This window comes from Myxococcus qinghaiensis, from assembly GCF_024198215.1.
GTDB classification, from domain to species: Bacteria; Myxococcota; Myxococcia; order Myxococcales; family Myxococcaceae; genus Myxococcus; species Myxococcus qinghaiensis.
Genome location: NZ_JAKCFA010000001.1, coordinates 17,132 through 39,128, shown reverse-complemented (window position 1 = coordinate 39,128; position 21,997 = coordinate 17,132). Strand labels below are relative to the sequence as shown.

Sequence of the window (21,997 nt, the reverse complement as noted above, 5' to 3'; positions counted from 1 at the left end):
CACCTCTCCTGATGCGACGTGCCGCCAAGACGGTCACGCCCCGACCAAAAACTCACCTGAAGACAACCACCCACCGCAAACTCGTCGGAGGCTTCACCTGCCCCCGAAACTCCACCGTCATCGCCGGCACCACCCGCCCGTAGCCAGGTGAGTACCGAGAGGCCACCAGTCCCAACTCCAGACCTCGCTCCAGCAGAATCCATGCGAGCGGCGCGCCAGCGGGGCCCAGCTCCACCGCGACGGGCTCGAACTCCAGCGGCTCCTCCGCCGCGCGCTGCGCCCTCGCGAGCACCTGCGCTTCCGGCGTCACACGCCGCGCCTGCTCGTCGGGAAGATGAAAGCGTCCAATGACTTCGTGCCGCCCGGTGCCGATGAAGCTGTCGCGCCCCGCCAGCGCGCGCTCGTGCCTGTCCAACCGGAACGTGCGCTCGATGCCCACCGGCGCGGGGAGCATGCGGTAACCATCGTGACGGACACGCAATCTGTCCACGCTCCCGCCAGGAAGGAAGGCCACCACGCGCGCCTTCGCACCCTCGGGCAGCGCGAACAGCCGAGCGGGGTCCAACGGCACCTGCTCCACGCCATCCACCTGCACGGTGTTGTGCGCGGCCGTGCCACGGAACGCGTTGCGCATCGCCGCGTCGCGCGTGTACGAGCCCGTGCCCGGGTCGACGATGAGCGGACGCCCCCCCAGGTGCAGCTCGAAGGAGAGCTTGTCGTTGTGGCTGTGTCCGCCCACCCCTCGCTGGCCCTGCTTGCCCGCGCTCACAGTGACGACGGCGCCCGCGCCGCGCAATACGTGGAAGCCGCCCTCTGGAAAGCTCACCGACAGCGGCGCCGGCGCGGGAGCCAGCTTCCGGTGGCGCTCCAGACCCTGACGGCCCAAGAGCCACGCCGCCTCGTCCGGCAGCTCGCCTCCGCCCAGACCCGCGTCCCCGAAGAGGGCCGCGCCCAGGCCCACCAGGTAGCCCTGCTCCAGGTCATCCCGCTCGCGCAGAGGGAACACGCGGCCGGAGTCGTTGTCGCCCACCTGCGGCGCCAGGCCCGTCTCCGAGGTCCACGCGCGCACGGCGTGGAACATGCGACGCAGCCGCGTCTCGTAGGCCGTGCCCAGCGGCACGCCCGCGCCCCGCGCCACCAGCAGCGCCAGGGTGAACAGCTCCACCGACAGGCGGTGGTAGGGAATGGAGCCCTCGAAGGACGTGCCCTCGACGTGCACCTGCGCGGCCATCTGCGCGCACAGGCCCGACACCGACAGCGCCACTTGGTGCGCGGCGCGCGGCAGCTCCGGGAAGAGCAACCCCACCACGAGCAGGCCGACGTAATTGGAGACGAGGTGGTTGTTGGGCACCGCGCCCCGGTCCTCGAGGTGGGCCTCCACCCAGGACTGGTGGTCCGCCAGCGCGCCCAGCACCGGGACGAGGAACTCCGGCCGACGCACCTCGGCCGCGTCGGAGAACATGACGAGCGCCTGCGCGAGATTGGCCGCGCGCAGCGCCACCTCCATGGCGCACGTCCAGTGGACGCCCTGCCCCAGGGGATTCGCCTGGAGGAAGTCCAGCACCTGATTGACGAAGGCGGAGACCATCCGGGCGCGCTCGCCCTGGGACTCCTCCACCCAATAGCCCTGCGCGAGCGCGATGACGCTGTCGAGCCGGCCCATCACCCAGGGGTACTTCGGATCATTCCCCTTCGAGTGGAGCGGCATCTGCTCCACGGGCGCCAGCGGATAGCGGTGGCCACTGAGCGCATCCAGCGACCAGTCCACCGGGCGTCCCTCGCCAAAGACGACGCGCGTTCCAAAGACATCCCACTCCTGACGGAGCGCGGCCTGCGCGCGGGCCCGGGCGCGCTCCCGCGCTCCAGGAATGGCCGCGAGCGCGTCCAGCACGGAGGCTCGCTGCGACATCTCACACCAGACTCGCGACACGCGATTGCCGAGGGCTCGCTCCGCCAGCTCCTCTGCGCGGGCCGCGCCGAAGGCCTGGAGCAGCAGCACCTCATCGGTGCGCTCGCGCCTTCGATATCGTGCCTGCCGCGCCACGCCCTGCACCCGCCGCATCGCACTGAGGGCCAGGGCCCCGGGAGCGAGTCTTGCGATTGCCGCGTAGTAGTCGAGAGTCCCCATTCGTCCCTTCCGCCGCCCGTCGCAGAGGCCGTTAGCAAGGGTCCGGCCAAGGGGTCCTCGCGAGGAGTTGAGCGGGTTTGGGCGATCATCCTGCCCTGCAGGACAGTAAAAAGTCGGGGGCTCGGCGGTGGCCGTGGGTAAAGGATTGCCGATACGCGGCCCTTTCTTTGCCCTCCCTGGGCAGTGTTGCGCCCTGACCGCGCCGTGCCCATACCTCAGCGCGTGCAAGCGGGTGCTTGGAGTGGGCGGAGCGTCGACCTCACCGTCGACGCAGGGGTGGAGCAGACGCTCGCGGCGGTGGCCGAGCGCGCGCTGCGTTGTGGCGCTCTCGCGGGGATGGAGTTGCTGCTCCGGGAGACGCTCCGGCTGACGGAGGCGTCCGGCGCGGCCCTCTTCGATGGGCGCACCTGCGTGGCCAGGGCGGGCACGGGCGTCGCCGGCCCCACCTCAAGAGGAGGACGACCCCTGAAGGTCTGGCCCGAGCGGACCGGACGCACGGACGGGCAGGTGCTCGCACGGCTGTCCGCCTTCGGGAGCGCGCTGCTCGCCGCCCATGCCCGCGAGTCCGCCGCCGAGGCCCGGCACGCGCGACTGTTGGCCGCACGACGCGAGCAGGAGCGCGAGGCGGTCCGCTGGGAGCAGCGCCGTTCGCTCGCGGCGCATGACTTGCGAACGCCCCTGATGGTCATCAAGGGCTACCTGGACATGATGTTGAAGGGCACCGCGGGCCCGTTGAATGCGACGGTGCAGCGCTACCTGGACCGGATGATGCGCGCCGCCCAGGACCAGCGGGCCCTCATCGACTTCCGCCTGGGACGGGGCAGCGCCACTGACTTGCGGCCCCTGCTCCACGAGGCCTTCGGTCCCGACACGCGGCTGGCCTCTCGCTGGCGTGTGGAGATGACGGTGCCGGACCGGCCGTTGCTCGTGAAGGCGAGCCCCGAACAATTGAAGGTCTGGGTGCGCGCCCTGGTGCGCGGGCTCGCGTCCATGCGCGCGACCTCCGTGACGCTTCAAGTGGAGCTGCTCGAGGCGACGGGTTGCTGGCGACTCGTCGCCTCGACGCAAGGTGGAGGTGCGCCCGGAGACCGCGCGCTCGCGCTGGTGGGAGAGCTCACGCGGCGGCTCGGAGGCACGCTGCGCTCCCCTGCTCCGGGCGAGCCACGGTGGGTCCTCCAGCTCCCCGCGGAGCTGGGGTTGCCAGGCGCGTCCAATCCCTGAGAGGCGTCAGCGCGTCGGCAGCAGCTGACTCACCCGCTAACAGGTGAGTCCTCGAACTCCCCATGGAACTTGAGCTGCCAGGAGCGACCAGCCCCTGGGCGGCGTCAGCGCGTCGGAAGGAGCTGTCGCACCAACTCCAGCAGCTTGCCGCGCTCCACCTCGCGCTTGACGAGGTAGCCATCCGCGCCCGCCTCGAGTCCCGCCGCCCGGTCCTCCGGGCTGTCGAGCGAGGTGACGAGGATGATGGGCGTGGAGTGCAGCGTCGGGTGGGATTTGATGCGCCGCGCGAGCCCCACGCCATCCAACCGAGGCATCTGCCAGTCGCTCACGACGAGCTGGCACGACGTGCGCTCCAGCACGCCCCAGGCCTCCTCGCCATCCGCCGCCGTCACCACCGGGAAACCGGCGATTTCGAGCAGCGACTTCATGGCGAAGCGCGTGGTGAGCGCGTCGTCGCACACGAGGATGCGCGGACGCCGCGCCTCTGTCCCCGTGGAGCGGGTCTCCGGCCGGGCTGTGCGCACCAGCTCCGGCGCGTTGAGCACCGGCACCACGCGCCCGTCATCCAGCACGGCCGCGCCGGCCAGGTGCCGCACGCTCTGCAGATGCTTGCCCAGCGAGCGCACGACAATCTCCTGCTGCCCCACCACCTCGTCGATGGCGAACAGCACCTTGTCGCCGCCGACCACGACGAGCGCCGCCGTCTGCACCTGCCCGGACTCAATCGCCAGGGGCAGCCGAGGCAGGCCGATGGCCTCCGCCAGGGGCAGGAAGGTGAGCTGCCCGCCGTCCACCCGAGCCACCACGCGGCCCGCCACCGTGCCCACGTCCTCGGGCGTCAGGCGCAGCACGCGCTCCACGCTGTCGGAGGGAATCGCGGACACCGTCGTGCCGGTGCGCACCAGCAGGCCCAGCGCGGACGCCAGCGTCAGCGGCAGGTCCACGGTGAAGCGCGTGCCGCGTCCTGCCCAGAACTCCACGTCGACGGAGCCCTGGAGCCGGGCCGCCATGGCCTGCACCACGTCCAGGCCCACGCCGCGTCCCGACGTCGCCGTCACCTGCTCGCGCGTGGAGAAGCCCGGCTGGAACACCAGTCGCGCGGCCTGCGCATCGGTGAGCTTGCCGGCCTCCTCTTCGGACAACAGCCCCCGGCGCACCGCCGTGGCGCGCACGCGCTCCGGTGACAGGCCGTAGCCATCGTCTTCGACAATGACGCCGATGCGCGCGCCCCGAGGCTCCACGCGCACCGTCAGGCGTCCCGTCTCCGACTTGCCCGCCGCGCGTCGCTCCTCCGGAGACTCCAGCCCGTGGTCGATGGCGTTGCGCACCAGGTGCAGCAACGGGTCTTTCAGCGCGTCGAGGATGCGCCGGTCCAACCGCACGTCCCCACCGGTCAGCTCCAGCGCCACGTCCTTGCCCAGCCGCGTGGACACCTCGCGCACGGTGCGGCGCAGCGGCTCCAGGAGCTGGGACGCGGGCACCATGCGCAAGTCGCGCAGGTCATCGCGCGCCACCTGGGCCACCAGCGCCAGCTGCTCCCCGTCGCGGTGCGCCTCGCGCGACACCTCCAGCAGGCGCTTCTGCATCGTCCGCATCAGCGCCACGCCAGAACGCAGCGACTCCAGCGCCGGCCCGCCGCCCGCCAGCGTGAGCTGCGACGACGCGCGCTCCAGGTGCCGCAGCACCTCGTGCGTCCCGTCCGACAGCGCGCGGTAGCCCTCGGAGCGCCGCGCCTGCTGCGCCCGCCCCGCCACGAGCAGCTCCACCTGGAGCGCCAGCGACTCGAGCGTCTTCACCGCCACGCGCACCGTGTGGTCCGCCGTGGTGCCGCGCGTCTCCTGCTGCGGCGCTTGCGCCTGCGCGCTCGGAGCGGCCGAGTCCGCGGGCGTGGGCGCCGGCACGGCCCTCAGCGCATCCACCGTGCGCGCCATGTTCCGCGCGCCACCTTCCTCCAGCTGGGCCCGCAGCTCCACCAGCGTGCCCGCCACGTCGGAAGCGGCCAGGCTGGCCTCGTCGCCACCCGGCTCCATGCGCGCGAAGCCCAGCGCGGCGGACTCGGACAGCGTCGCCAGCCGCGTGGCCCCGGACTCCTGCGCGGAGGCCCGCAGCGCGCGCGCCCGCTCCATCGCCTTGCGCACGACGGCGGCCCGGTCGGGGACGTCCGGCGAGCACAGCGCGCCGAGCGACGCCTCCAGGAAATCCAGCGCCTCCAGTCCCTTCGAGGACAGGCCGGAGGCCGCCGCCGTGGGCTCGGGCACGGAGACCTCGCGCCCCAGGAGCTTCAGGAGCGCGCTCAGGCCATCCACCTGCGGCGCCTCGCCCGCGTCGCCCCGGGCCATGGCGGCTTCGATGCCGGACAGGCCACGCAGCATGGACTCCACCGCCGCGCGGGGCAGGCCGGTGTCAGGCTCGATGTGGGCCAGCCCATCCTCGATGGCGTGCACCACCTGTTCAATGTCATCCAGCCCCAGGCTCGCCGCGGAGCCCTTCAGGCTGTGCACCAGTCGCTTCAGCGAAGGCAGGAGGTCCGCCTCACGCTCGCGCGAAGGGCCCTCCAATCCGAGCACCTTCGCTCCAATGGCTTGGATCTGCTCACGCGTCTCCGCGGAGAACACCGGCCAGATGCTGCGCAAGAGCTGCGGATCCATGTCGCGCCTCTATTCCCGCGCCTGGCCGGCCGGGCCTCCGAGCTGCTCCAGCTCCAGCACCGTCAGCCGGTCCGGAGTCAGGTACAGGAAGGGTCCGGGCGGGGGCTGTGACAGCTCCGACTTCGGCAACTCCTTGCGGCCTTCCACCGTCTCCGCCGCCAGGCCGAAGCTCTCCTCCCCCACCTCCACCACCACGATTTTCCCCAGGTCCGACATGCCGCCGCCCTCCAGCCCGAGCAGCTGCCGGAGGTCCAACACCGGCACCACGCGGGAGCGGCTGGCCAGCGCGCCCAGCACATGCGGCGGCGCGCCGGGCAGCGAGGAGATGCCGCGCGCCTCCAGCACATGGTCCACGTGCTCGATGCGCACCGCGTAGCGCTCGCCTCCTACCTGGAAGGCGAGCACCGACAGCACCTCGTGGTGTTCCTCGTGACGAGACTCGGCCAGGGCGCGCGCGCGGGCACCGAGCACCTCCCGGCGCTTCTCCGCGCTCACTCCAGGCGCATGGGCGACGTCGAGCTGGGGCTTGGAGCCCGAGGAAGCGTTGTTCACCTTGACCTCGTCACTCGGCATTCGGGCATCACCGGGTCTTCGCGGGCAGCTTCAACATGTCGCTCACCTTCGAGCGCAGGTCATCCACCGACACCGGCTTGTTGAGGAAGGCGTTGGCCCCCACCAGCTTGCCCTTCTGGCGACTCGCGTCGTCCTTCAGGGAGGTGAGCATCATGAAGGGGATGTTGTGCAGGTTGCTGTCCGCGCGCACCGCCGCGCACAGGGCGAACCCGTCCATCAGCGGCATCTGCACGTCGGAGATGATGAGGTCTGGCTTGAGCTCTCGCGCCTTGCTCAAACCCTCCACGCCATTGGGCGCGTCGATGAACTCCAATCCCCATCCCATCAGGTAGACCTGGAGCAAGTTGGTGATGGTCTTCGTGTCCTCGACGATGAGGACCTTCAAGGCCTGTCGTGTCGTCGCCACGTTTGCGTTCATAGCTGGTACCTACCCACCAGGTCCGAGAAGCGCTTCGAGAGATTGGTCAGGTTTCCAGCCACCTGTTCGATGCGTCGCGTCCCTACGACGGAGTCTCCCATGGCGGACGTCAGCTCGCCCATCGCCGCGGCGATTTGCTCCACGCCAATCGTCTGCTGCCGGGTGTTGCCGGCGATCTGCCGGGCCGCGCCGGAGGACTCGCGAATGACTTCGGACAGTCCGAGGATGGCCGAGCCCGCGCCACGCGCCAGCTCCATCGCCGCCTGCGCGCGCCGGCTGCCTTCCTCCGTCGCGCTGACCGCCGCCCGCGTTCCCTTCTGCACTTCGTTGAGCAGGCCGCGCACCTGCTCCGCCGCCAGCCGCGACTGCTCGGCCAGGGTGCGCATCTCCGTGGCCACCACCGCGAAGCCGCGCCCGTGCTCACCCGCCTTGGCCGCTTCGATGGAGGCGTTGAGCGCCAGTAGATTCGACTGCTCGGCCACGTCCTTCACCGTGCTGATGATGTCGCCAATCTGAAGGGTCCGCTCGTTCAGGTCGGTGATGGACAATGCAATCGCCTTCACCTGCTCACCCAGCTTCTCCATGCCGGCCACGCTCTCCGAGACGACCTTCTGGCCCTCGGAGCTGAGCGTCTCCGACTTCTGCGTCTGGGAGATGACGGCGTCCGCGTAGGCGGTCGCCTGCTTGGACGTCTGGGCAATCTCGGCCACGGTGGTGCTCGTCTCGCTGATGGCGGACGCCTGCTGGTGCGCCATGGCGGACTGCTGCGTGGACGTGGTCAACACGCCCACCGCTTCCTTCTCCATCTCCGCCGCCGCGCCGCGCAGGTCCTCCAGCAGGTGCGCCAGGCCCTCCGACATGGCCGCGAAGCTGCGGGACACCTCGCCAATCTCGTCCGAGGCCACGGTGTCGAACTGCTGACGCAGGTTGCCGCCGGCGATTCCCGACGCCGCGCGCGCCAGCCGCTCCAGCGGGACGACGAGCAGCCCCGACATGAACCAGGAGGCCAACAGGCACGCGGCCAGGATGAAGATGCCGAGCACCACGGTGAAGCGGGTGGTGCCCTTCAGCGCGTTGGTGAGCGCCTCCTCATGGAGCGCCACCTGCACGGTGCCCACGCGGCGATTGGCCCCCGGCGACAGCACCGGCACCGTGGACTCCAGCACCGACTCGTCGTTGATGACCAGCCGGCGCTCCACCGCGTCGTCGCCGTCGGCGGACGGCTGGTCCGCGCCCGCGAAGCGCTCCGCGGCCACCTCCGCCAGCAGCTCGCCCTTCGCGTCGCGCACCAGCACGTAGGCCACGTCTGGCACGTGCCTCAGCACGCCGTGCGCCGTGGACTGGATGCGGCTTGCGTCCTGACTGGCCACCAGCATGGGCGCCAGCGTGCGTGACAGCTCCGAGCTGACCGAGCGCGAGCGCCGCGACAGGTCCTCCCGCTGCGCGCCGCTCATCTGCACCCAGAAGGCGAGGATGAGGATGCTGGCCACCAGCACGCCCGTCACACCCGTGACGGCGACAATCTTGAAGCGCAGACTGAGGCGTCCCACCGCGAGTCGTGCCGGCAGTGTCAGCTTCGTCTCTTTGACGTCCACTTTGCCTCCCACCGGTGAGGATTGCGCGTCATCAGCGCGCACCCTGCCATCCGGCCTGCGTTCTTGGAGCCAGGGCCTGCCTCAGGCCTCCGGCGGTCATCGTCTCCACTCCGCGCAACGGCTGCTCGTCGTCCAGCCCGTCCAGTGCGCGCAGCGCATTCTGCCGTGCGCGCTCCGCGTCCTCGGGCCGGTCCATGCGCCCGTAGAGGGCCACCAGCGTCGCGTGTCCCAGCGCCAGCCTCGGCTCCAGGTACAGCGCCTTGCGCACCGCCTCCACCGCCCCGTTCAGCTCTCCGCGCTCCTCCGCCACCATGGCCAGCAGCAGATACGCCTCCGGCACCAGCGCCTTCGCGGCCTCGCGCGCCAGCGTCTCCGCCTCCGCGTACTGCCCGGCCCGCACCGCGTCCAGCGCCCGCGCCATCGGGTCCTTGAGGGTGGGAACCGGAGGCGTCACCGTCCGCTCCGCGACGACGGGCTTCGGCGGAGGCTCCGGCGAGGGAGGCGGCCGGGGCGGCAGCGCCTTGGCGGCGGCACGCAGCGCCGTGGCCGCGTCGCGAACGGCGCGCGGAGTCGGCGGCGCGGGGCGCGTCCAGCCCGGGGGCGGAACCCGCAGGGCCACGCTGCCCTCGGCGTCCACCGCCTCCAGGCCCAGCCCGTTGGTGAGCGGCACCTCCGCGGGCGAGACGAAGAGCAGGCCACCCGGCGCGAGCACGGAGACGAAGCTCTCCAGCACCTGCCGCACCAGGTCCTGCGGGAAGTAGATGAGGACGTTGCGGCAGAAGATGGCGCTCGGAGCGCTCACGGGCGGCGGCTCCATGGCCAGGTTGTGCCGGCGGAACTCCACCATGCGCCGCACCTGGGGCACCACGGACAAGTGCTCGCCCCGGGGCTCCAGGAAGCGCTTCTCCAGCTCCGGCTCGATGTGCCGCAGGGACCAGGGCCCGTAGACTCCGTCCCGCGCGCGCTCCAGCGCCCGGCCCGACACGTCCGTGGCCAGCACGCGGAAGTGGCCCTCGGGCACGCCCGCCGCGAGCAGCGCCATGGCGATGCTGTAGGGCTCCTCACCGCTGGCGCAGCCCGCGCTCCACACCTGGAAGAAGGGCCCGGCCTGGGGCGGCGCCAGCCTGGCGAGCGAGCGGAGGTGCTCGGGGTGGCGGAAGAAGTACGTCTCGCCGATGACGGCGTGCTCGATGAAGGTCTCCACCACCTGCGCGTCCCGCCGCAACAGCGCGCTCAGGAACGCGGCGGGCGACAGGTTCCGCGTCTCGGCGGAGCGCGCCAGCGCCGTCTCCAGCGAGCGTCGCAGGCTGTGCGCGAGCGTCAGGCCGCAGGCGGCCCGGAGGACCTCCTCGACCTTCACGAGCGTCGCGTCATCGAGGACGGCGTCGCTCACGTCCCCTCCGACCCCACCAGCACCGCGGAGATGCGCAGCAGCGGGCGAATCCCCTCCGGCGTCCGGCACAGGCCCGCCATCAGCCCGGTGCCATCCCACGGCAAGGCCACGTCGCCGTCCGGAGTGCCCTCCACCAGCACCGGCGCCTCGACGAGGTCGCGCACGCGGTCCACCAGCACGGCCACGGGCCGGGCGCCCTTGCAGATGACCAGGTGCGCATCCAGCGCCGGCTCGCGCTTGACGCCAAGGAGCGCGGCCAGGTCCACGGCGACGGCGGGGTTTCCCCTGTAGATGAAGGTCCCCGCGACATGCGGCGGGGCTCCGGGCAGCGGCTCCAGCTCCACCAGTCGCACCACCTCCTGGACGGCGTCCGCCACCAGCAGCGCGCTGGTGCCCGCGGCATCCAGGGTGAGATAGAGGCCCGGCAGTCGCAGCTCTCCCGACAGGGAGACCAGCTCCTGGCGCAGCCGCGCCTGCTCGACCTCCAGCGCGCCGAGCCGCTCCTGAACGGAGGTTCGACGAAGCTGGGCTTCAATGACGGGGGAGTTGGGGGTGTCTGCCATGGGGGGCGGCCCCGCCCGCTTCTGCCCTGGCGCGCGGGTGGACTCACGCTAATCCGGGCAGTGAAGGAGCGTCAATGCGGGGTGAAATGGACCGTCCCACATCCGACGGCCCCGGTGTGTGCTGTCAGCCACCCTGGTGAGTCATGGATCATCCAGGCCGGGAGTGCGTCCGGAAGTGGAGATATGGTTTGATGCGTACCCGGCACACTCCTGGAGAATCCATGTTGCTTGTTGTCAGGGGGTACGAATGATCAAGGGCGACTCGTCGAACCCCGAGACGCCTGCCGCGACGGGCGCGGATCCACTCATCGGCCGCACCCTGAACGGTCGCTTCAGCATCCTGGATCCCCTGGGTGTTGGCGGCATGGGCAAGGTCTACCGAGCGGTGCAGGCCCCCCTGGAGCGAGTCGTCGCGCTCAAGGTCCTCAACCCCAGCTACTCCAGCACCCGGGACCCCGGCTTCCAGAAGCGCTTCCTGCGCGAGGCCTCCCTCACCTCCAAGCTGCGCCATCCCAACACCGTCACCGTCATCGACTACGGGCAGACGGACGATGGCATCTTCTACATCGCCATGGAGTACCTGGACGGCCGCACGCTGGCCCAGGTGCTCGGGCAGGTGGGACCACTGTCCTGGTCCCGCGCCATCGCCATCACCCAGCAGATCTGCCGCTCGCTGCGCGAGGCGCACAGCCTGGGCATCATCCACCGGGACCTCAAGCCCGCGAACATCATGCTGCTCAACGAGCAGGACCAGGACCTGGTGAAGGTCCTGGACTTCGGGCTCGTGAAGTCGGTGGCCGCGCCGCAGGAGGGGCAGATCTCCCCGGAGATCACCCAGAACGGAACATTCCTCGGTTCGCCGCAGTACATGGCGCCGGAGCAGGCGCGCAACGCGACGGACGCGCGCAGCGACGTGTACTCGCTGGGCATCGTCCTCTTCCAGATGCTGATGGGACGCCCGCCGTTCATCGCGCGGGACCACATCGAGCTCATCTTCGCCCATTACAAGGAAGCCCCGCCCACCTTCCAGCAGCTCCGCCCGGACATCGCGGTGCCGCCGGAAATCGAGGCGGTGGTGCGCCGCTGCCTGGAGAAGGACCCGGCGCGGCGCTTCCAGACGATGGACGAGCTGTTGGAGGGCCTGCGCGAGGCGAGCATGTCCGCGGGCGGCAACAGCGGCATCTTCAAGCGCCCGGGTGGCGCGACGACGACGGGCCCCTACCCGTCCCCGCTGTTCTCCAGCGCCGGCAGTTCGGGCACGGACTCCGGTGACACGCTCGCGGTGGACATCAGCGTGGAGGTGCCCGTCGCCGTCCAGCGCGCACGTCAGCGCACGCTGGCCATCGGCGGCCTGGGCGGCCTCGCGGTGGCGGGACTCGTCGCCGCGGGCGCCATCTTCCTCATGAGCAACAAGGACCCCGCGAAGGCTCCGGACACGAAGCCGGAGGCCGTGGCGCAGGCCCCTGTGCAGGCTCAGCCCGCGGCGCCCGCGCAGGAGGCGGTCATCCCCGCCGGCGCGCAGAAGGTCCGCTTCAAGTTGATGAGCCAGCCCAGCGGCGCGCGCGTCTTCTACCGGGGCAAGGAGCGCGGCACGACGCCCTTCACCCTGGAGCTGCCGGCGGGCCAGGACGGCTCCATCACCGTGGAGCTGACCTTCGCGATGGAGGGCTACCAGATGGAGACCGTCGTCACGGGCGGCTCCGGCGAGGTGGTGCTGTCGCAGAAGCTCCAGAAGCGCCGGGGCGGCTCGCGCGGCGGCGGTGGCATCGAGGTGGCGTCCGCCGCTTCGGCCACGGACGAGGTCGAGGTGGCCGAGCCCGTGGCGACGCCGGGCGGAATGTCCGCGCCGGTGATGCTCTCCCCCACGCAGGCGATTGCCGCGGAGCCGGTGGTTCCTCCGACGGCGGGCGCGGTGGGCGCGGCGGCGGCGACGCAGGCCAAGGGCGTGTCCGGTGGGCTGGCGGTGCCGGTGCTCCCCACCGCGGCGCTCGCCTCCGCGCGCGGCGACGTGCTGCCCTACAACGAGGACATGTCCCGTCCGGAGATGATCGACCAGAGCAAGGACCTCGTCTACACGCGCGAGGCGATGGCGGCGAAGGCCGAGGGCGTGATGATTGTCCGCTGCACCATCACCACCAAGGGCCGCGTGGAGAAGTGCCGCGTCATCAAGTCCGTCACGTACATGGAGAAGCCGGTGCTGGATTCGCTCCAGTCGCGCACCTACAAGCCCATCATGTACCAGGGCCATCCGGTGAACGTGGACTACACCTTCAGCATGCGGCTGGTGGCGCCGCGCCGCTGACGTCACACCGCTTCCGCCGGGCCGTCGGGCGTCTTTCGCTCAGGGCCCGGTGGAAGGCACCACCGGAGGCGCGGGCGGCACGGACAGGACGCCCCCTCCGGACGGAACACCCCAGCTCACCACCGGCCAGCCTCGCTTGCGCGCCTCGCGCTTCAGTCGGTGGTCGGGGTGCACTGCCACCGGCCGCCCCACCGCCTCCATCACCGACAGGTCCGAGTACGAGTCCGTGTAGAAGGCGCACGCCGACAAGGCCACGCCCACCTCGCGCGCGTAGCCCCGCGCGTACGTGAGCTTGCCCTCGCCGAAGCAGATGGGCCCCAGCGGACGGCCCGTGTGCAGGCCCTGGGCGTCCACCTCGAAGCGGTTGCACAGCACGGCGTCCAGGCGCAGCTCGCGCGCCACCCAGTCCGACAGGTAGCCCGACGACGACGTCAGGAGCGCCAGCCTGTCACCGGCGCGGCGGTGCTCTTCCACCGCGACGAGCGCGCCCGGGCGATAGAGCGAGCGCACCGTCTGCTCGTAGAAGTTCGCGGTGCGCTGCTGGATGGGGCTTGCCCGGGAGCCCGCGAGCAACGCGACGGCGCGCTCCAGCGCGTCCTGCATGGACACGAAGCCCAGGTGGTAGCGGGCAATCCACAGGCTCGCGCGCAGGGCCTGCCACCGGTTGATGTGCCCCAGCTCCAGCTCGCGGCGGACCCAGAGCGAGCCGGAGTTGGCGGCGATCAACGTCTTGTCGAGGTCGAAGAAGGCGACAGCCACGTTCTTCGTTCTAGGTCCGCTCACGCGTGGACGCAGCGCCGTCCCGACGTCCGCCCGTCCGCCGCCTCCCTCTCAGCAGGGCCAGGGCGGCAAGCCAGGCCCCCGTGACACCAGCGCCAGGGGCCGCGGTGCAGCCGGTTCCCCGCCCGTCCGCCAGGAGCACGATGCCCGCTTCAGCACGCATGAGGCACTGATTGGGCGGAAGGCCCTCGGGGTAGATGGAGCAGAAGCCCTCGGCGGAGCCCGGGTCGATGATGCGCTTGCGCGTCTCCCCCGGCGGCGCGGAGGGCTCCATGGTGGCGCCCGAGATGGGCACATGGTCCAACCCCACGACGTGGCCAATCTCATGCGTCATGGTGTTCTGCAGGTCGATGGCCACGCAGTGGGTGGCCGGGGGGCCGCTGCAGGGCGGCGAGTCCACCGTGGTGAAGAGGAAGCCCACGCTGCCTCCGGGCTGGGACGCATTCAACTCGATGTCCGAGTCCAGCACCCGGCCGTCGGTGAAGCTGAACGTGGAGGTGGTGAGGCCGATGGTGCCGTCTCCGTGCTCCCAGCAGGTGTACTGGTTGCCGCACGTCTCCGCGTCCCAGCACGGGTCGTCCGCCGCGACGACGTCGTTACAGGACGTCTCGCGGAACGTGACGATGTTGTAGTTGGCGTAGCGGTTCTCCTGGTCGTAGCCCACGGCCACGGGGAGGCTCCAGTCCTCGCCTCGCTTGAAGACGTAGTCGCTGCACGTCTTCGACACCTGCCGCCAGGACTCGAACGACGCTTCAATCGCGGCGACCTCGGTGTCGCCCGGCGTGCGCGCGCTGCCGTCCGCGTCCAGGTGATAGACGTACTCGCGCACCGGCCACAGCAGACACAGGGGCCGGCCCGGCACGACGGTGCGACGGTAGGAGAACTCCTGCGCCAGGACAGGCGAGGAGACGAGGAGCGCGAGGCCGAGCATCCACGGCGCCTTCATGAGCGGGCCTCCCGCGCGCGACGCCGCCGCCACAGCACCCAGGCCATCAGCGCGGGGCCGAGCGACGAGGCGCCCGTCGCGGAGCAGCCCCCACCCTTGGGTCCCAGCTCCTCGTTCACCACCGGATGCAGGCACGCCTGGCTGGGAGCGCCCCTGGCGTAGACGGAGCACACGAAGTCACGCGAGCCGGAGTCGATGATGCGCTTGGACACCTCACCGGTCTGGGCGCTCGGGTTCATGGTGGAGCCCGCGGCGCGCGTGTGGTCCAGCCCGACGAAGTGGCCAATCTCGTGCGTGGCGGTGTTCTGCACGTCGGTGGAGACACAGTTCGTCGTCACGGGCGGGAAGCACGTGGGCCCGTTCGACGTGGTGAAGGCGTACTGGCTCGCGTTGAAGGAGATATCCGAGTCGTAGATGATGCCCGAGCGCTTGTCGTACGTCGTCAGGGTGATGGCGAGGGTGCCCTGGTCGTCATCCCAGCAGTCGTATTGATTGGCGCACGTCTCCTCCTTCCAGCACGCGTCCGAGCCCGCCACCACCGCGCTGCAGACCTTCGTGCGGAAGAGCACCACGTTGTGGTTGTCCCCGTTGCGCACGTAGCCCACGTTCCGCTCCGCGATGCGCGGCCCCTCCTGCAGGTTGAGGTTGCCGCAGGCGGCGAAGATGTCCTCCCAGTTCTGGAAGGAGACGCGGACGGCGTCGAACTCCGTGTCGCCCTGGGTGTCCGGATTGCCGAGCGTGCTCTGGCTCCAGGTGATGCTCGGCACCGTCCAGTACAGGCACTGGGTGGCGTCATCGCCCGGCGTCACGCGGCTGCGGACATACGGGTCGAACTGTCCCAGCGCGAGGACCGCGAGCAGGGTCGCCACGGGCGTCACGGTGTCGGCTCCGTGAGCGCGGCGCGGATGGCCGCCTTGAGCTCCGCGAGAGTCCTCGGCTTCTCCACGGCGGTGGTCGGCTGGCGCGTGACGGGGTCCAGCAGCAGCGCCTCGGTGGGCTCGGGCACGGCCATGGCGGGCTTGCCGGCCGCGTCACGCTGGACCTGGTACTTGCCCTGGGCCTCGCCGGAGAGACGGAAGGCCTGGGTGCCGCGCTTGCGCAGGAAGATGACCACCTCCTCGCCTGTCTTGAATGAGGCGAGCCCGTGCACCACCTGTCCGATATCGCCCACCTGGCCACCCGGCTGCGTCACGAGCACCGTGTTGCCCGGCTGTCCCTTGAGCGGCTCCTTCACCTCGACTTCGACGTCGGTGACGATGCGCCGGCCATCACCGCTCCACCGGCTCTCCACGCGACGCACGACGCCGTGAATGACGGTGTCCGAGTCCCGGGAGAGCTGCGACAGATCCACCCGGAGCTGCGTGGTGGCGGCCGCGGGCAAGGCACCCAGCAGGGCCACCGTCACCATCCCCATGCGAAATAGCTGACGAATCGACATACGATTTCTCTCCTCGGCGCGCACCATACCTCAGCGTGCCCATCCGCGTTGACCCTCTATCCCCGCCCTGCTAATCCGCGCGCCCGTATGCCCACTGCCCCACGCGTCCGCTTCGCTCCCTCGCCCACCGGCTACCTCCACATTGGCGGTGCCCGTACGGCGCTGATGAACTACCTCCAGGCCCGGAGGTTCGGCGGCACGTTCATCGTTCGCATGGAGGACACCGACCGCGTGCGCTCCACCGCCGAATCGGTGCAGGCCATCCTCGACGGCCTGGTCTGGCTGGGCATCGACTGGGACGAGGGCCCCGGCAAGGAGGGCCCGCACGCGCCCTACTTCCAGACCCAGCGCCTGGACACCTATCGCGAGCACTCCCAGAAGCTGCTCTCCGAGGGCAAGGCCTACCGCTGCTATTGCACGAAGCAGGACCTGGAGGCCCAGCGCGAGTCGGCGGAGAAGTCCGGCGCCTTCTACAAGTACCCGGGCACGTGCCGTGAGTTGAAGGGTCCTCCCGCGGGTCGTCGCGAGGAGGAGGCGGTCATCCGTTTCAAGATGCCCTCCACCGAGGGCACCGTGTCGTTCGACGACAAGGCGCTGGGGGTCATCACCAAGCCGTACTCGGACCTGGACGACTGGGTCATGCTGCGCGCGGACGGCATCCCCCTCTACAACTTCGGCTGCGTCATCGATGACCACCTGATGGAGATCACCCTGGTGGCGCGCGGGCAGGAGCACGTCAACTCCACCTTCCCGCAGCTGATGCTCTACCAGGCGCTGGGGTGGCAGCCGCCCGACTTCGCGCACCTGCCGCTCATCCTGGGGCCGGACCGAGAGAAGCTCTCCAAGCGCAAGCACCCGGAGGCGGACGTGATGCTGCACAAGCGCACGGGCATCATGCCGGAGGCGCTGAGCAACTTCGTCATCCGGCTGGGCTGGAGCCACGGCAACGACGAGGTCATCACCCGCGAGCAGATGGAGGAGTGGTTCGACTTCTCCCACGTCGGGACGACGTCCGGCGTGTGGAACCCGGAGAAGCTGCTGTGGCTGAATCAGCAGTGGATGAAGCTCCTGCCGGAGGCCACCGTCGCCGAGCGGCTGGTGCCCTTCCTGGAGGCCAAGGGCTTCCAGGCGAAGGGGGACTCGCGGCTGGTGCCGCTGGTGCATGCGCTCAAGGAGCGCGCTCGCACGCTGGAGGAGATGGCGACGACGGCGGCGCTCTACTTCGGTTCGGGCGTCACGCTCGACGAGAAGGCGGCGGCCAAGCACCTCGTCGGTGACTCGCTCGTGCTGCTGCGCAAGGTGCGCGACGCGGCCGCCGCGCTGCCCGAGTGGACGGTGGAGGCGCTGGACGGCGTGGTGAAGTCCGTCAGCGAGTCCTCGAGCGTGGGCATGGGCAAGGTGGCGCAGCCGGTGCGGGTGGCCATCACCGGCAACACGACGAGCCCCGGCATCGGCGAGACGCTGCTGCTCGCGGGGCGGGAAGAAGCCCTGCGGCGCATGGACGCCGCGCTCGCGCGAGGCGGGTGACGTCAGCCCGACGAAGCGGTGGACGTCCGCCGCTTCGGCACCTATCTTCACGACCCATGATGCGTGCGCTTGACACCATGAAACGGCATTTCTATAAGGCGCGCCCGCTCGGTGCGGCGCTGTGTGCGCTCTGGGCGGTGGGGGCGGGGGCCGAGGTGGTCAGCGGCGCGCAGCTTCCGGACGGTGCCCAGAAGGTGGGCGAGAACCGTTACCGGGTGCCGAAGGATTTTGACTCGACGCTGGACTACTACCGCTCGGTCTACTCGACGAGCAACTATCCACGACGGCAGATCGTCAACCAGCCGGGCGTGAAAGCGGTCCACATCACCAACCCCTCGGGGAAGAACTTCGCGGGGCTGAATATTTACGAGGCGAACGAGGAAGTTCGCATCTACATCGTCCCCACGCAGCAGGCGGTCAAACCGGCGAAAAAGCCGGAGACGAAACCGGGGAAGAAGAAGTAGAAGTCGCAGCAGAAGCCGTCCACCGAAGTTGTTGCAGTCGCTGGGCGGTGTTGGTAGTAGAGGCAGCCGCAGTGATTGGGGAATCGTCTAACGGCAGGACAGCAGACTCTGACTCTGCTTATCTAGGTTCGAATCCTAGTTCCCCAGCTCGCAGCACCGCAGTCCGCAGCACCTCGGAAGCTCGAAATCAGAAGGTTGACGAGAGCCAAACGAGAATGTAGGAAGCAGCAGCAGAAACACGGTGGTTGCAGCGAAATGTCGGCCCTGTCGTCTAGCGGTTAGGACGGAGCCCTCTCACGGCTCAAACTCGGGTTCGAATCCCGGCAGGGTCACTCAGACGCCGCCTTCTGAAAGGAAGGCGGCGTTTTGTATTTCCGGGGCACGGTGACGGCATGCGGACGCTGAAGGAGCTGCTCGACACCGCCTCACCCGCCTGGCCGTTGGTGCAGGAGTGGCTCGCCTCCGCGAGCAACCCCGTCGAGGTGCTTCCTCGGGACGAAGACGCCGCGGGCCAGGTCCTCCACCAGCTTCAAGTGACGACCCGCTCCCCCTTGGGTGCGGTGGCCTATGAAACAGGTGGCCTGCTCGTCGACCAAGGCTGGCTCCGAATCCTGGGCAGCGGTGGTGCGCGCATGCGCGGCAGCCTGTCGTCCTGGAATGCCCTGGGCCCACATCAAGCGGTGGCTTCGACGCAGGGGATGCTGCTCGTGGCACACGACGCTCTCGGCGGCTTCTTCGCGCTCGACGGCGGGGCGCTCGGCGAGGGACGTGGCGGCGCGTTCTACTTCGCGCCCGACTCGCTCAAGTGGGAAGACCTGGGTCGTGGCTACTCGGACCTGCTGGCGTTCTTCCTGGGAGGAGACCTCTCCGGGTTCTACGGCGACCACCGAGGGGCCGGTTGGAGCGAGGACATCTCACGACTCTCTCCAGATGAAGGCTTCTCCATGCACCCACCGCTCTGGACAGCGGAGGGCAAGGACCTCGCCCGCGTGTCGCGGCGCCCGGTTCCCATGACGGAGCTGCTGAACATCCAGCTCGAGTTCGCGCGTCAGCTCGACGGCACCAGGCCCTGAAGCAGGGACTGGTCCCCTTCCCTTCCGAGCCGTCTCAAGCCTTCGACGTGGGGATGCTCTGCCGGAAGGCGGAGAGCGCGGCGGTGAGCCGGTCCTGTGCCCGCTGTACGCCTCGGCGCAGGAGCAGCATCCGCACCTTTTCCGGCAGCGCGCTCGCGCCCTGCGTACTGCCAAAGCCCACCAGGTCCATGCGCAGGGTGATGGCCTCCAGCAGGTCGCCCAGGTCCGCCTGGGGACTGGCCAAGAGGAGCACGTCCGGGGGCCGACGCTGGAGCCGCTCCGCGAGCGTGCGCCACTGCGGGTCTCCCGTCTCCACCACCACCACGTCCACGCTCTCCAGCTCCGGCGCGTACGGCGGAAGCTCCCGCACCTCGAAGCCCGCCTCCTTCAACACGGAGAGCGCCTCCTCGCTGCCCACCACCGCCACCCGCCCGTCCAGCACCGTGCGCGAGGACTCCTCGTAGGCCCGCAGCTCCACCTCCAGCGCCTCGTGCGCCGGCTCCGGAGCGTCATGCCCCGCGGCCAGCAACGTCGCCGCCTCGCGCGCCACTTCGCGGGCCTGCTCCCGCACCTGCGTCCCCGCGCTGCGCCGCTCCAGCGCCGCCCGCACCTTGGCGCGCAACACCCGCAAGTCGTCGAAGGGCTTGAGGATGTAGTCACTGGCGCCCGCGGCGAAGGCGGCGATGACGGACTCGCTGCTCGCGTAGGCCGTAATCATCAGCGCCTCCAGCGTCGGCTGGAGGTTGCGCGCCTCGGAGACCAGCTCCACCCCGCCCATGCCAGGCAGGTTCTTGTCCGTCACCAGCACGTCGACCCGCTGCTCGCTGAGAATCGGCAGCGCTTCCTCCGCGCTCGCCGCCACCAGCACCACCAGGTCCGACTCGCGCTCCAGCAACCGCGCGCAGATGTCCAGGACGACGGGCTCGTCGTCCACCACCAACACCGTCGAGGCGAGCGTTCCCCCCTCCCCACCGCCGCCCTCACCGGTCTCGAACGGGAGATCCATGACTTGGGAGATTCGCACAGCTTCACGCGGACTTCGAGGCTCGCATGCGGGGGCCGCTATGCTGCCGTCCGTGGCGAGCTTCGAAGACGCGTTGATGGAGAACCGGGTGCCCCCACTCCTGGGAGACGTGCGCCTGCGTTACGACGGCGGTCGACTGCTGGGCGAATCCCTCCCTCCGCGTTGGGAGCGGAGAATGCTGCCGGGATTGTGTGTGGGTGTCGCCGTGGGCTGCGCGGTGGGCGCCGCCGTCATGGTGGGCCACGAGAAGGGCGCCTTCCCCACCGCATCGGGAATCCTGGCCCTCGTCGCCGCCGCACTGGTGGGACTCGCCCTGCGCATCGAGTCCCGGCTGGGGCGCCGTCGCTTCGTGATGCACTTCCGCTCGGAGAGCCTGCGCCTGGAGCGCCTGGCCTGGACGCCGGGTGCCACCCGCTCGGAGCTGGTGCCCTTCGACGTGGTGCGAGCGGTGCACCTCGTCGAGCGTCCCGGCCCTCGCTACGCGCTCGTCGTGGAGTACGCCCCGGAGGGCGCTCAGCCCCAGCGCGCCGTGCTGGTGGAGGACGTGCGCCCCTCGGAGGGCGAGTCACTCCACCGCGTGTGGCGCATGCTCAGCAACGCCTTCGGCCTCAGGGGAGCGGGGCTCGCCGGAGGGTGATTTCGATGTCCGTGCCCTCGCCCGGCGTGGACGACAGCCGCAGGTTGCCGCCCGCCTGCGTCACCAGCTCGCGGCAGATGGACAACCCCAGGCCCGTGCCGATGCCCACCGGCTTCGTGGTGAACAGCGGCTGGAAGACACGCTCCTGGAGGTCCATGGGGATGCCGCAGCCGTTGTCCGCCACGGTGAGCACCACGTCTTCACTTCGCACGGACCAGCGGACCTCGATGCGCCCCTGCCGCCCGGTGCCACTCATGGCCTGCGCCGCGTTGACCACGAGGTTGAGCAGCACCTGGCACAACTTCACCGGACCGAAGGCGACGCGCACGGGCTCGCCGTTGCTCGTCAGCCGCGCCCTGTCGCGAACCTCTGCGCGCGCCAGCTTCACCGCGAAGGAGACCACTTCGGCCACGTCCGCCGTGCCCTCCATGTCCTCGCCGCGCGCCTGCGCGCGCAGCCCCAGCGCCACCTGCCGCAGGTGCTCGGCGCCGTCCGCCAGGTCCTTGATGAGCGCCGGCAGATCCTCCACCGTCTCCGCGACTTCGGGACTCGGGTCTCCTGGCAGGTGCTTGGACACGTACTGGATGACGCTGGTGAGGTCCCGCTGCAGCGACGCCACGTTCTGCGAGAGGTAGCCCACCGGGCCCATCAGCTCGTGGGCGATGCCCGCCGTCACCTGCCCCAGCGTGGCCAGACGCTCCGACTTCATCATCCGCCCTTCCACCTCGCGGATGCGCAGCTCCAGCCGGGCAATCTTGAGCGCGTCGTCCAGCGCCGCCTGCAGCTCCGAGCGGTCCCACGGCTTGACGAAGTAGCGCGTCACCTGGCCGCGGTTCACCGCGTCGATGACGGCCTGCATGTCCGCGTACGCCGTGACGAGCATGCGCTTGGCGTCGGGCGCAATCGAGCGGGCGCGCTCCAACAGCTCCACGCCCGTCATCCCCGGCATGCGCTGGTCGGAGAGGATGACGCCAATCTCACCCTTGCGCTGCTCCAGCAGCGTCAGCGCCTCGCTGGGGGACGCGCTGCGGAAGATGCGGAAGCGTTGGCCGAAGTTCGCGTCGAAGACCCGCAGGTTCAGGGCGTCGTCGTCGACGTACAGCACCGCGGGTAGTTCAGACGGGTTCATGACGCTCCTCCTGGCCGGCTATTCCACGACGAGGCCAGGCTGGTGACGCCTAGGATAGCGCCTCCTCCGACTCCCTTTCTTGTGGGTGCCGACGGAACCGTCCCCCCGGGACGCAATGCCTCCCCAACTCTAGAGCAA

General features: G+C 70.1%; 19 protein-coding genes and 2 tRNA genes. 8 read left to right on the top strand and 13 right to left on the bottom strand.

The annotated features are described in order from the left end of the window. Positions 1 to 52: 52 nt before the first annotated feature. Positions 53 to 2,128 (bottom strand): alginate lyase family protein, encoded by a 2,076-nt coding sequence (locus LZ199_RS00170; protein WP_253991585.1) that lies wholly within the window; start codon positions 2,126 to 2,128, stop codon positions 53 to 55. Between the two features lie 276 nt (positions 2,129 to 2,404). On the opposite strand from LZ199_RS00170, the gene LZ199_RS00165 reads away from it, so the two are divergent. Beyond that, positions 2,405 to 3,349 carry a histidine kinase dimerization/phospho-acceptor domain-containing protein gene (locus LZ199_RS00165; protein ID WP_253991584.1) on the top strand — a complete coding sequence of 315 codons (945 nt, stop codon included), beginning with the start codon at positions 2,405 to 2,407 and terminating at the stop codon, positions 3,347 to 3,349. A gap of 104 nt (positions 3,350 to 3,453) precedes the next feature. Here the strand turns inward: LZ199_RS00165 and LZ199_RS00160 are convergent, their stop codons facing one another. The 6 genes from LZ199_RS00160 to LZ199_RS00135 are packed head-to-tail and all read right to left on the bottom strand — an operon-like array spanning position 3,454 to position 10,539. After that, positions 3,454 to 5,997: a hybrid sensor histidine kinase/response regulator gene (locus tag LZ199_RS00160; protein ID WP_253991583.1), complete on the bottom strand. Its 2,544-nt coding sequence runs from the start codon at positions 5,995 to 5,997 to the stop codon at positions 3,454 to 3,456. 9 nt (positions 5,998 to 6,006) lie between these two features. Next, positions 6,007 to 6,570, bottom strand: a complete 564-nt coding sequence (locus tag LZ199_RS00155) for a chemotaxis protein CheW (RefSeq protein ID WP_253991582.1) — start codon at positions 6,568 to 6,570, stop codon at positions 6,007 to 6,009. Positions 6,571 to 6,577: 7 nt separating this feature from the next. Beyond that, positions 6,578 to 6,988: a response regulator gene (locus LZ199_RS00150; protein WP_163868430.1), complete on the bottom strand. Its 411-nt coding sequence runs from the start codon at positions 6,986 to 6,988 to the stop codon at positions 6,578 to 6,580. After that, entirely contained in the window at positions 6,985 to 8,583 is a 1,599-nt protein-coding gene (locus LZ199_RS00145; protein WP_253991581.1) for a methyl-accepting chemotaxis protein, read from the bottom strand. The genes LZ199_RS00150 and LZ199_RS00145 overlap by 4 nt, the downstream gene beginning before the upstream one ends. A 31-nt stretch (positions 8,584 to 8,614) precedes the next feature. Beyond that, entirely contained in the window at positions 8,615 to 9,976 is a 1,362-nt protein-coding gene (locus tag LZ199_RS00140; RefSeq protein WP_253991580.1) for a CheR family methyltransferase, read from the bottom strand. Continuing rightward, a complete protein-coding gene (locus LZ199_RS00135; protein ID WP_253991579.1) occupies positions 9,973 to 10,539 on the bottom strand; it encodes a chemotaxis protein CheW in 567 nt (188 codons plus the stop codon). Before LZ199_RS00135 ends, LZ199_RS00140 begins: the two co-directional genes overlap by 4 nt. A 247-nt stretch (positions 10,540 to 10,786) precedes the next feature. On the opposite strand from LZ199_RS00135, the gene LZ199_RS00130 reads away from it, so the two are divergent. Then, positions 10,787 to 12,841, top strand: coding sequence for a TonB family protein (locus LZ199_RS00130; protein ID WP_253991578.1), 2,055 nt, complete (start codon positions 10,787 to 10,789; stop codon positions 12,839 to 12,841). Positions 12,842 to 12,880: 39 nt separating this feature from the next. Here LZ199_RS00130 and LZ199_RS00125 read toward each other — a convergent pair whose 3' ends face one another. The 4 genes from LZ199_RS00125 to LZ199_RS00110 are packed head-to-tail and all read right to left on the bottom strand — an operon-like array spanning position 12,881 to position 16,005. Next, positions 12,881 to 13,600: an HAD family hydrolase gene (locus LZ199_RS00125; RefSeq protein WP_253991577.1), complete on the bottom strand. Its 720-nt coding sequence runs from the start codon at positions 13,598 to 13,600 to the stop codon at positions 12,881 to 12,883. 10 nt (positions 13,601 to 13,610) lie between these two features. Then, on the bottom strand, positions 13,611 to 14,567 hold the full coding sequence (locus tag LZ199_RS00120) for a myxosortase-dependent metalloprotease, MXAN_2677/MXAN_2678 family (RefSeq protein ID WP_253991576.1): 957 nt from the start codon (positions 14,565 to 14,567) through the stop codon (positions 13,611 to 13,613). Continuing rightward, on the bottom strand, positions 14,564 to 15,445 hold the full coding sequence (locus LZ199_RS00115) for a myxosortase-dependent metalloprotease, MXAN_2677/MXAN_2678 family (protein WP_253991575.1): 882 nt from the start codon (positions 15,443 to 15,445) through the stop codon (positions 14,564 to 14,566). The genes LZ199_RS00120 and LZ199_RS00115 overlap by 4 nt, the downstream gene beginning before the upstream one ends. Next, positions 15,442 to 16,005 (bottom strand): hypothetical protein, encoded by a 564-nt coding sequence (locus tag LZ199_RS00110; protein WP_253991574.1) that lies wholly within the window; start codon positions 16,003 to 16,005, stop codon positions 15,442 to 15,444. Before LZ199_RS00110 ends, LZ199_RS00115 begins: the two co-directional genes overlap by 4 nt. 87 nt (positions 16,006 to 16,092) lie before the next feature. Here LZ199_RS00110 and gltX point away from each other — a divergent pair, with 87 nt between their 5' ends. From gltX to LZ199_RS00085, 5 genes are all read left to right on the top strand, one after another. Next, the gene (gltX, locus tag LZ199_RS00105; RefSeq protein WP_253991573.1) at positions 16,093 to 17,532 is read left to right on the top strand and encodes a glutamate--tRNA ligase; all 1,440 of its coding nucleotides are present in this window, start codon (positions 16,093 to 16,095) and stop codon (positions 17,530 to 17,532) included. A 56-nt stretch (positions 17,533 to 17,588) separates the two neighbouring features. Further along, complete coding sequence (locus LZ199_RS00100) at positions 17,589 to 17,996, top strand: hypothetical protein (protein WP_253991572.1); 408 nt, start codon at positions 17,589 to 17,591, stop codon at positions 17,994 to 17,996. Between the two features lie 76 nt (positions 17,997 to 18,072). Further along, a tRNA-Gln gene (locus tag LZ199_RS00095) sits at positions 18,073 to 18,143 on the top strand. A 113-nt stretch (positions 18,144 to 18,256) separates the two neighbouring features. After that, positions 18,257 to 18,328: transfer RNA gene (locus tag LZ199_RS00090), tRNA-Glu, on the top strand. A gap of 60 nt (positions 18,329 to 18,388) precedes the next feature. Next, on the top strand, positions 18,389 to 19,069 hold the full coding sequence (locus LZ199_RS00085; RefSeq protein WP_253991571.1) for a DUF2625 family protein: 681 nt from the start codon (positions 18,389 to 18,391) through the stop codon (positions 19,067 to 19,069). 34 nt (positions 19,070 to 19,103) lie between these two features. Here LZ199_RS00085 and LZ199_RS00080 read toward each other — a convergent pair whose 3' ends face one another. Then, on the bottom strand, positions 19,104 to 20,075 hold the full coding sequence (locus LZ199_RS00080; protein ID WP_253991570.1) for a response regulator: 972 nt from the start codon (positions 20,073 to 20,075) through the stop codon (positions 19,104 to 19,106). Between the two features lie 58 nt (positions 20,076 to 20,133). Between LZ199_RS00080 and LZ199_RS00075 the strand changes: the two genes are divergently transcribed. Beyond that, on the top strand, positions 20,134 to 20,730 hold the full coding sequence (locus LZ199_RS00075) for a hypothetical protein (protein WP_253991569.1): 597 nt from the start codon (positions 20,134 to 20,136) through the stop codon (positions 20,728 to 20,730). On the opposite strand, the gene LZ199_RS00070 is transcribed toward LZ199_RS00075, so the two are convergent. Beyond that, positions 20,702 to 21,859, bottom strand: a complete 1,158-nt coding sequence (locus LZ199_RS00070; protein WP_253991568.1) for a sensor histidine kinase — start codon at positions 21,857 to 21,859, stop codon at positions 20,702 to 20,704. The genes LZ199_RS00075 and LZ199_RS00070 overlap by 29 nt on opposite strands. Positions 21,860 to 21,997: the final 138 nt, after the last annotated feature.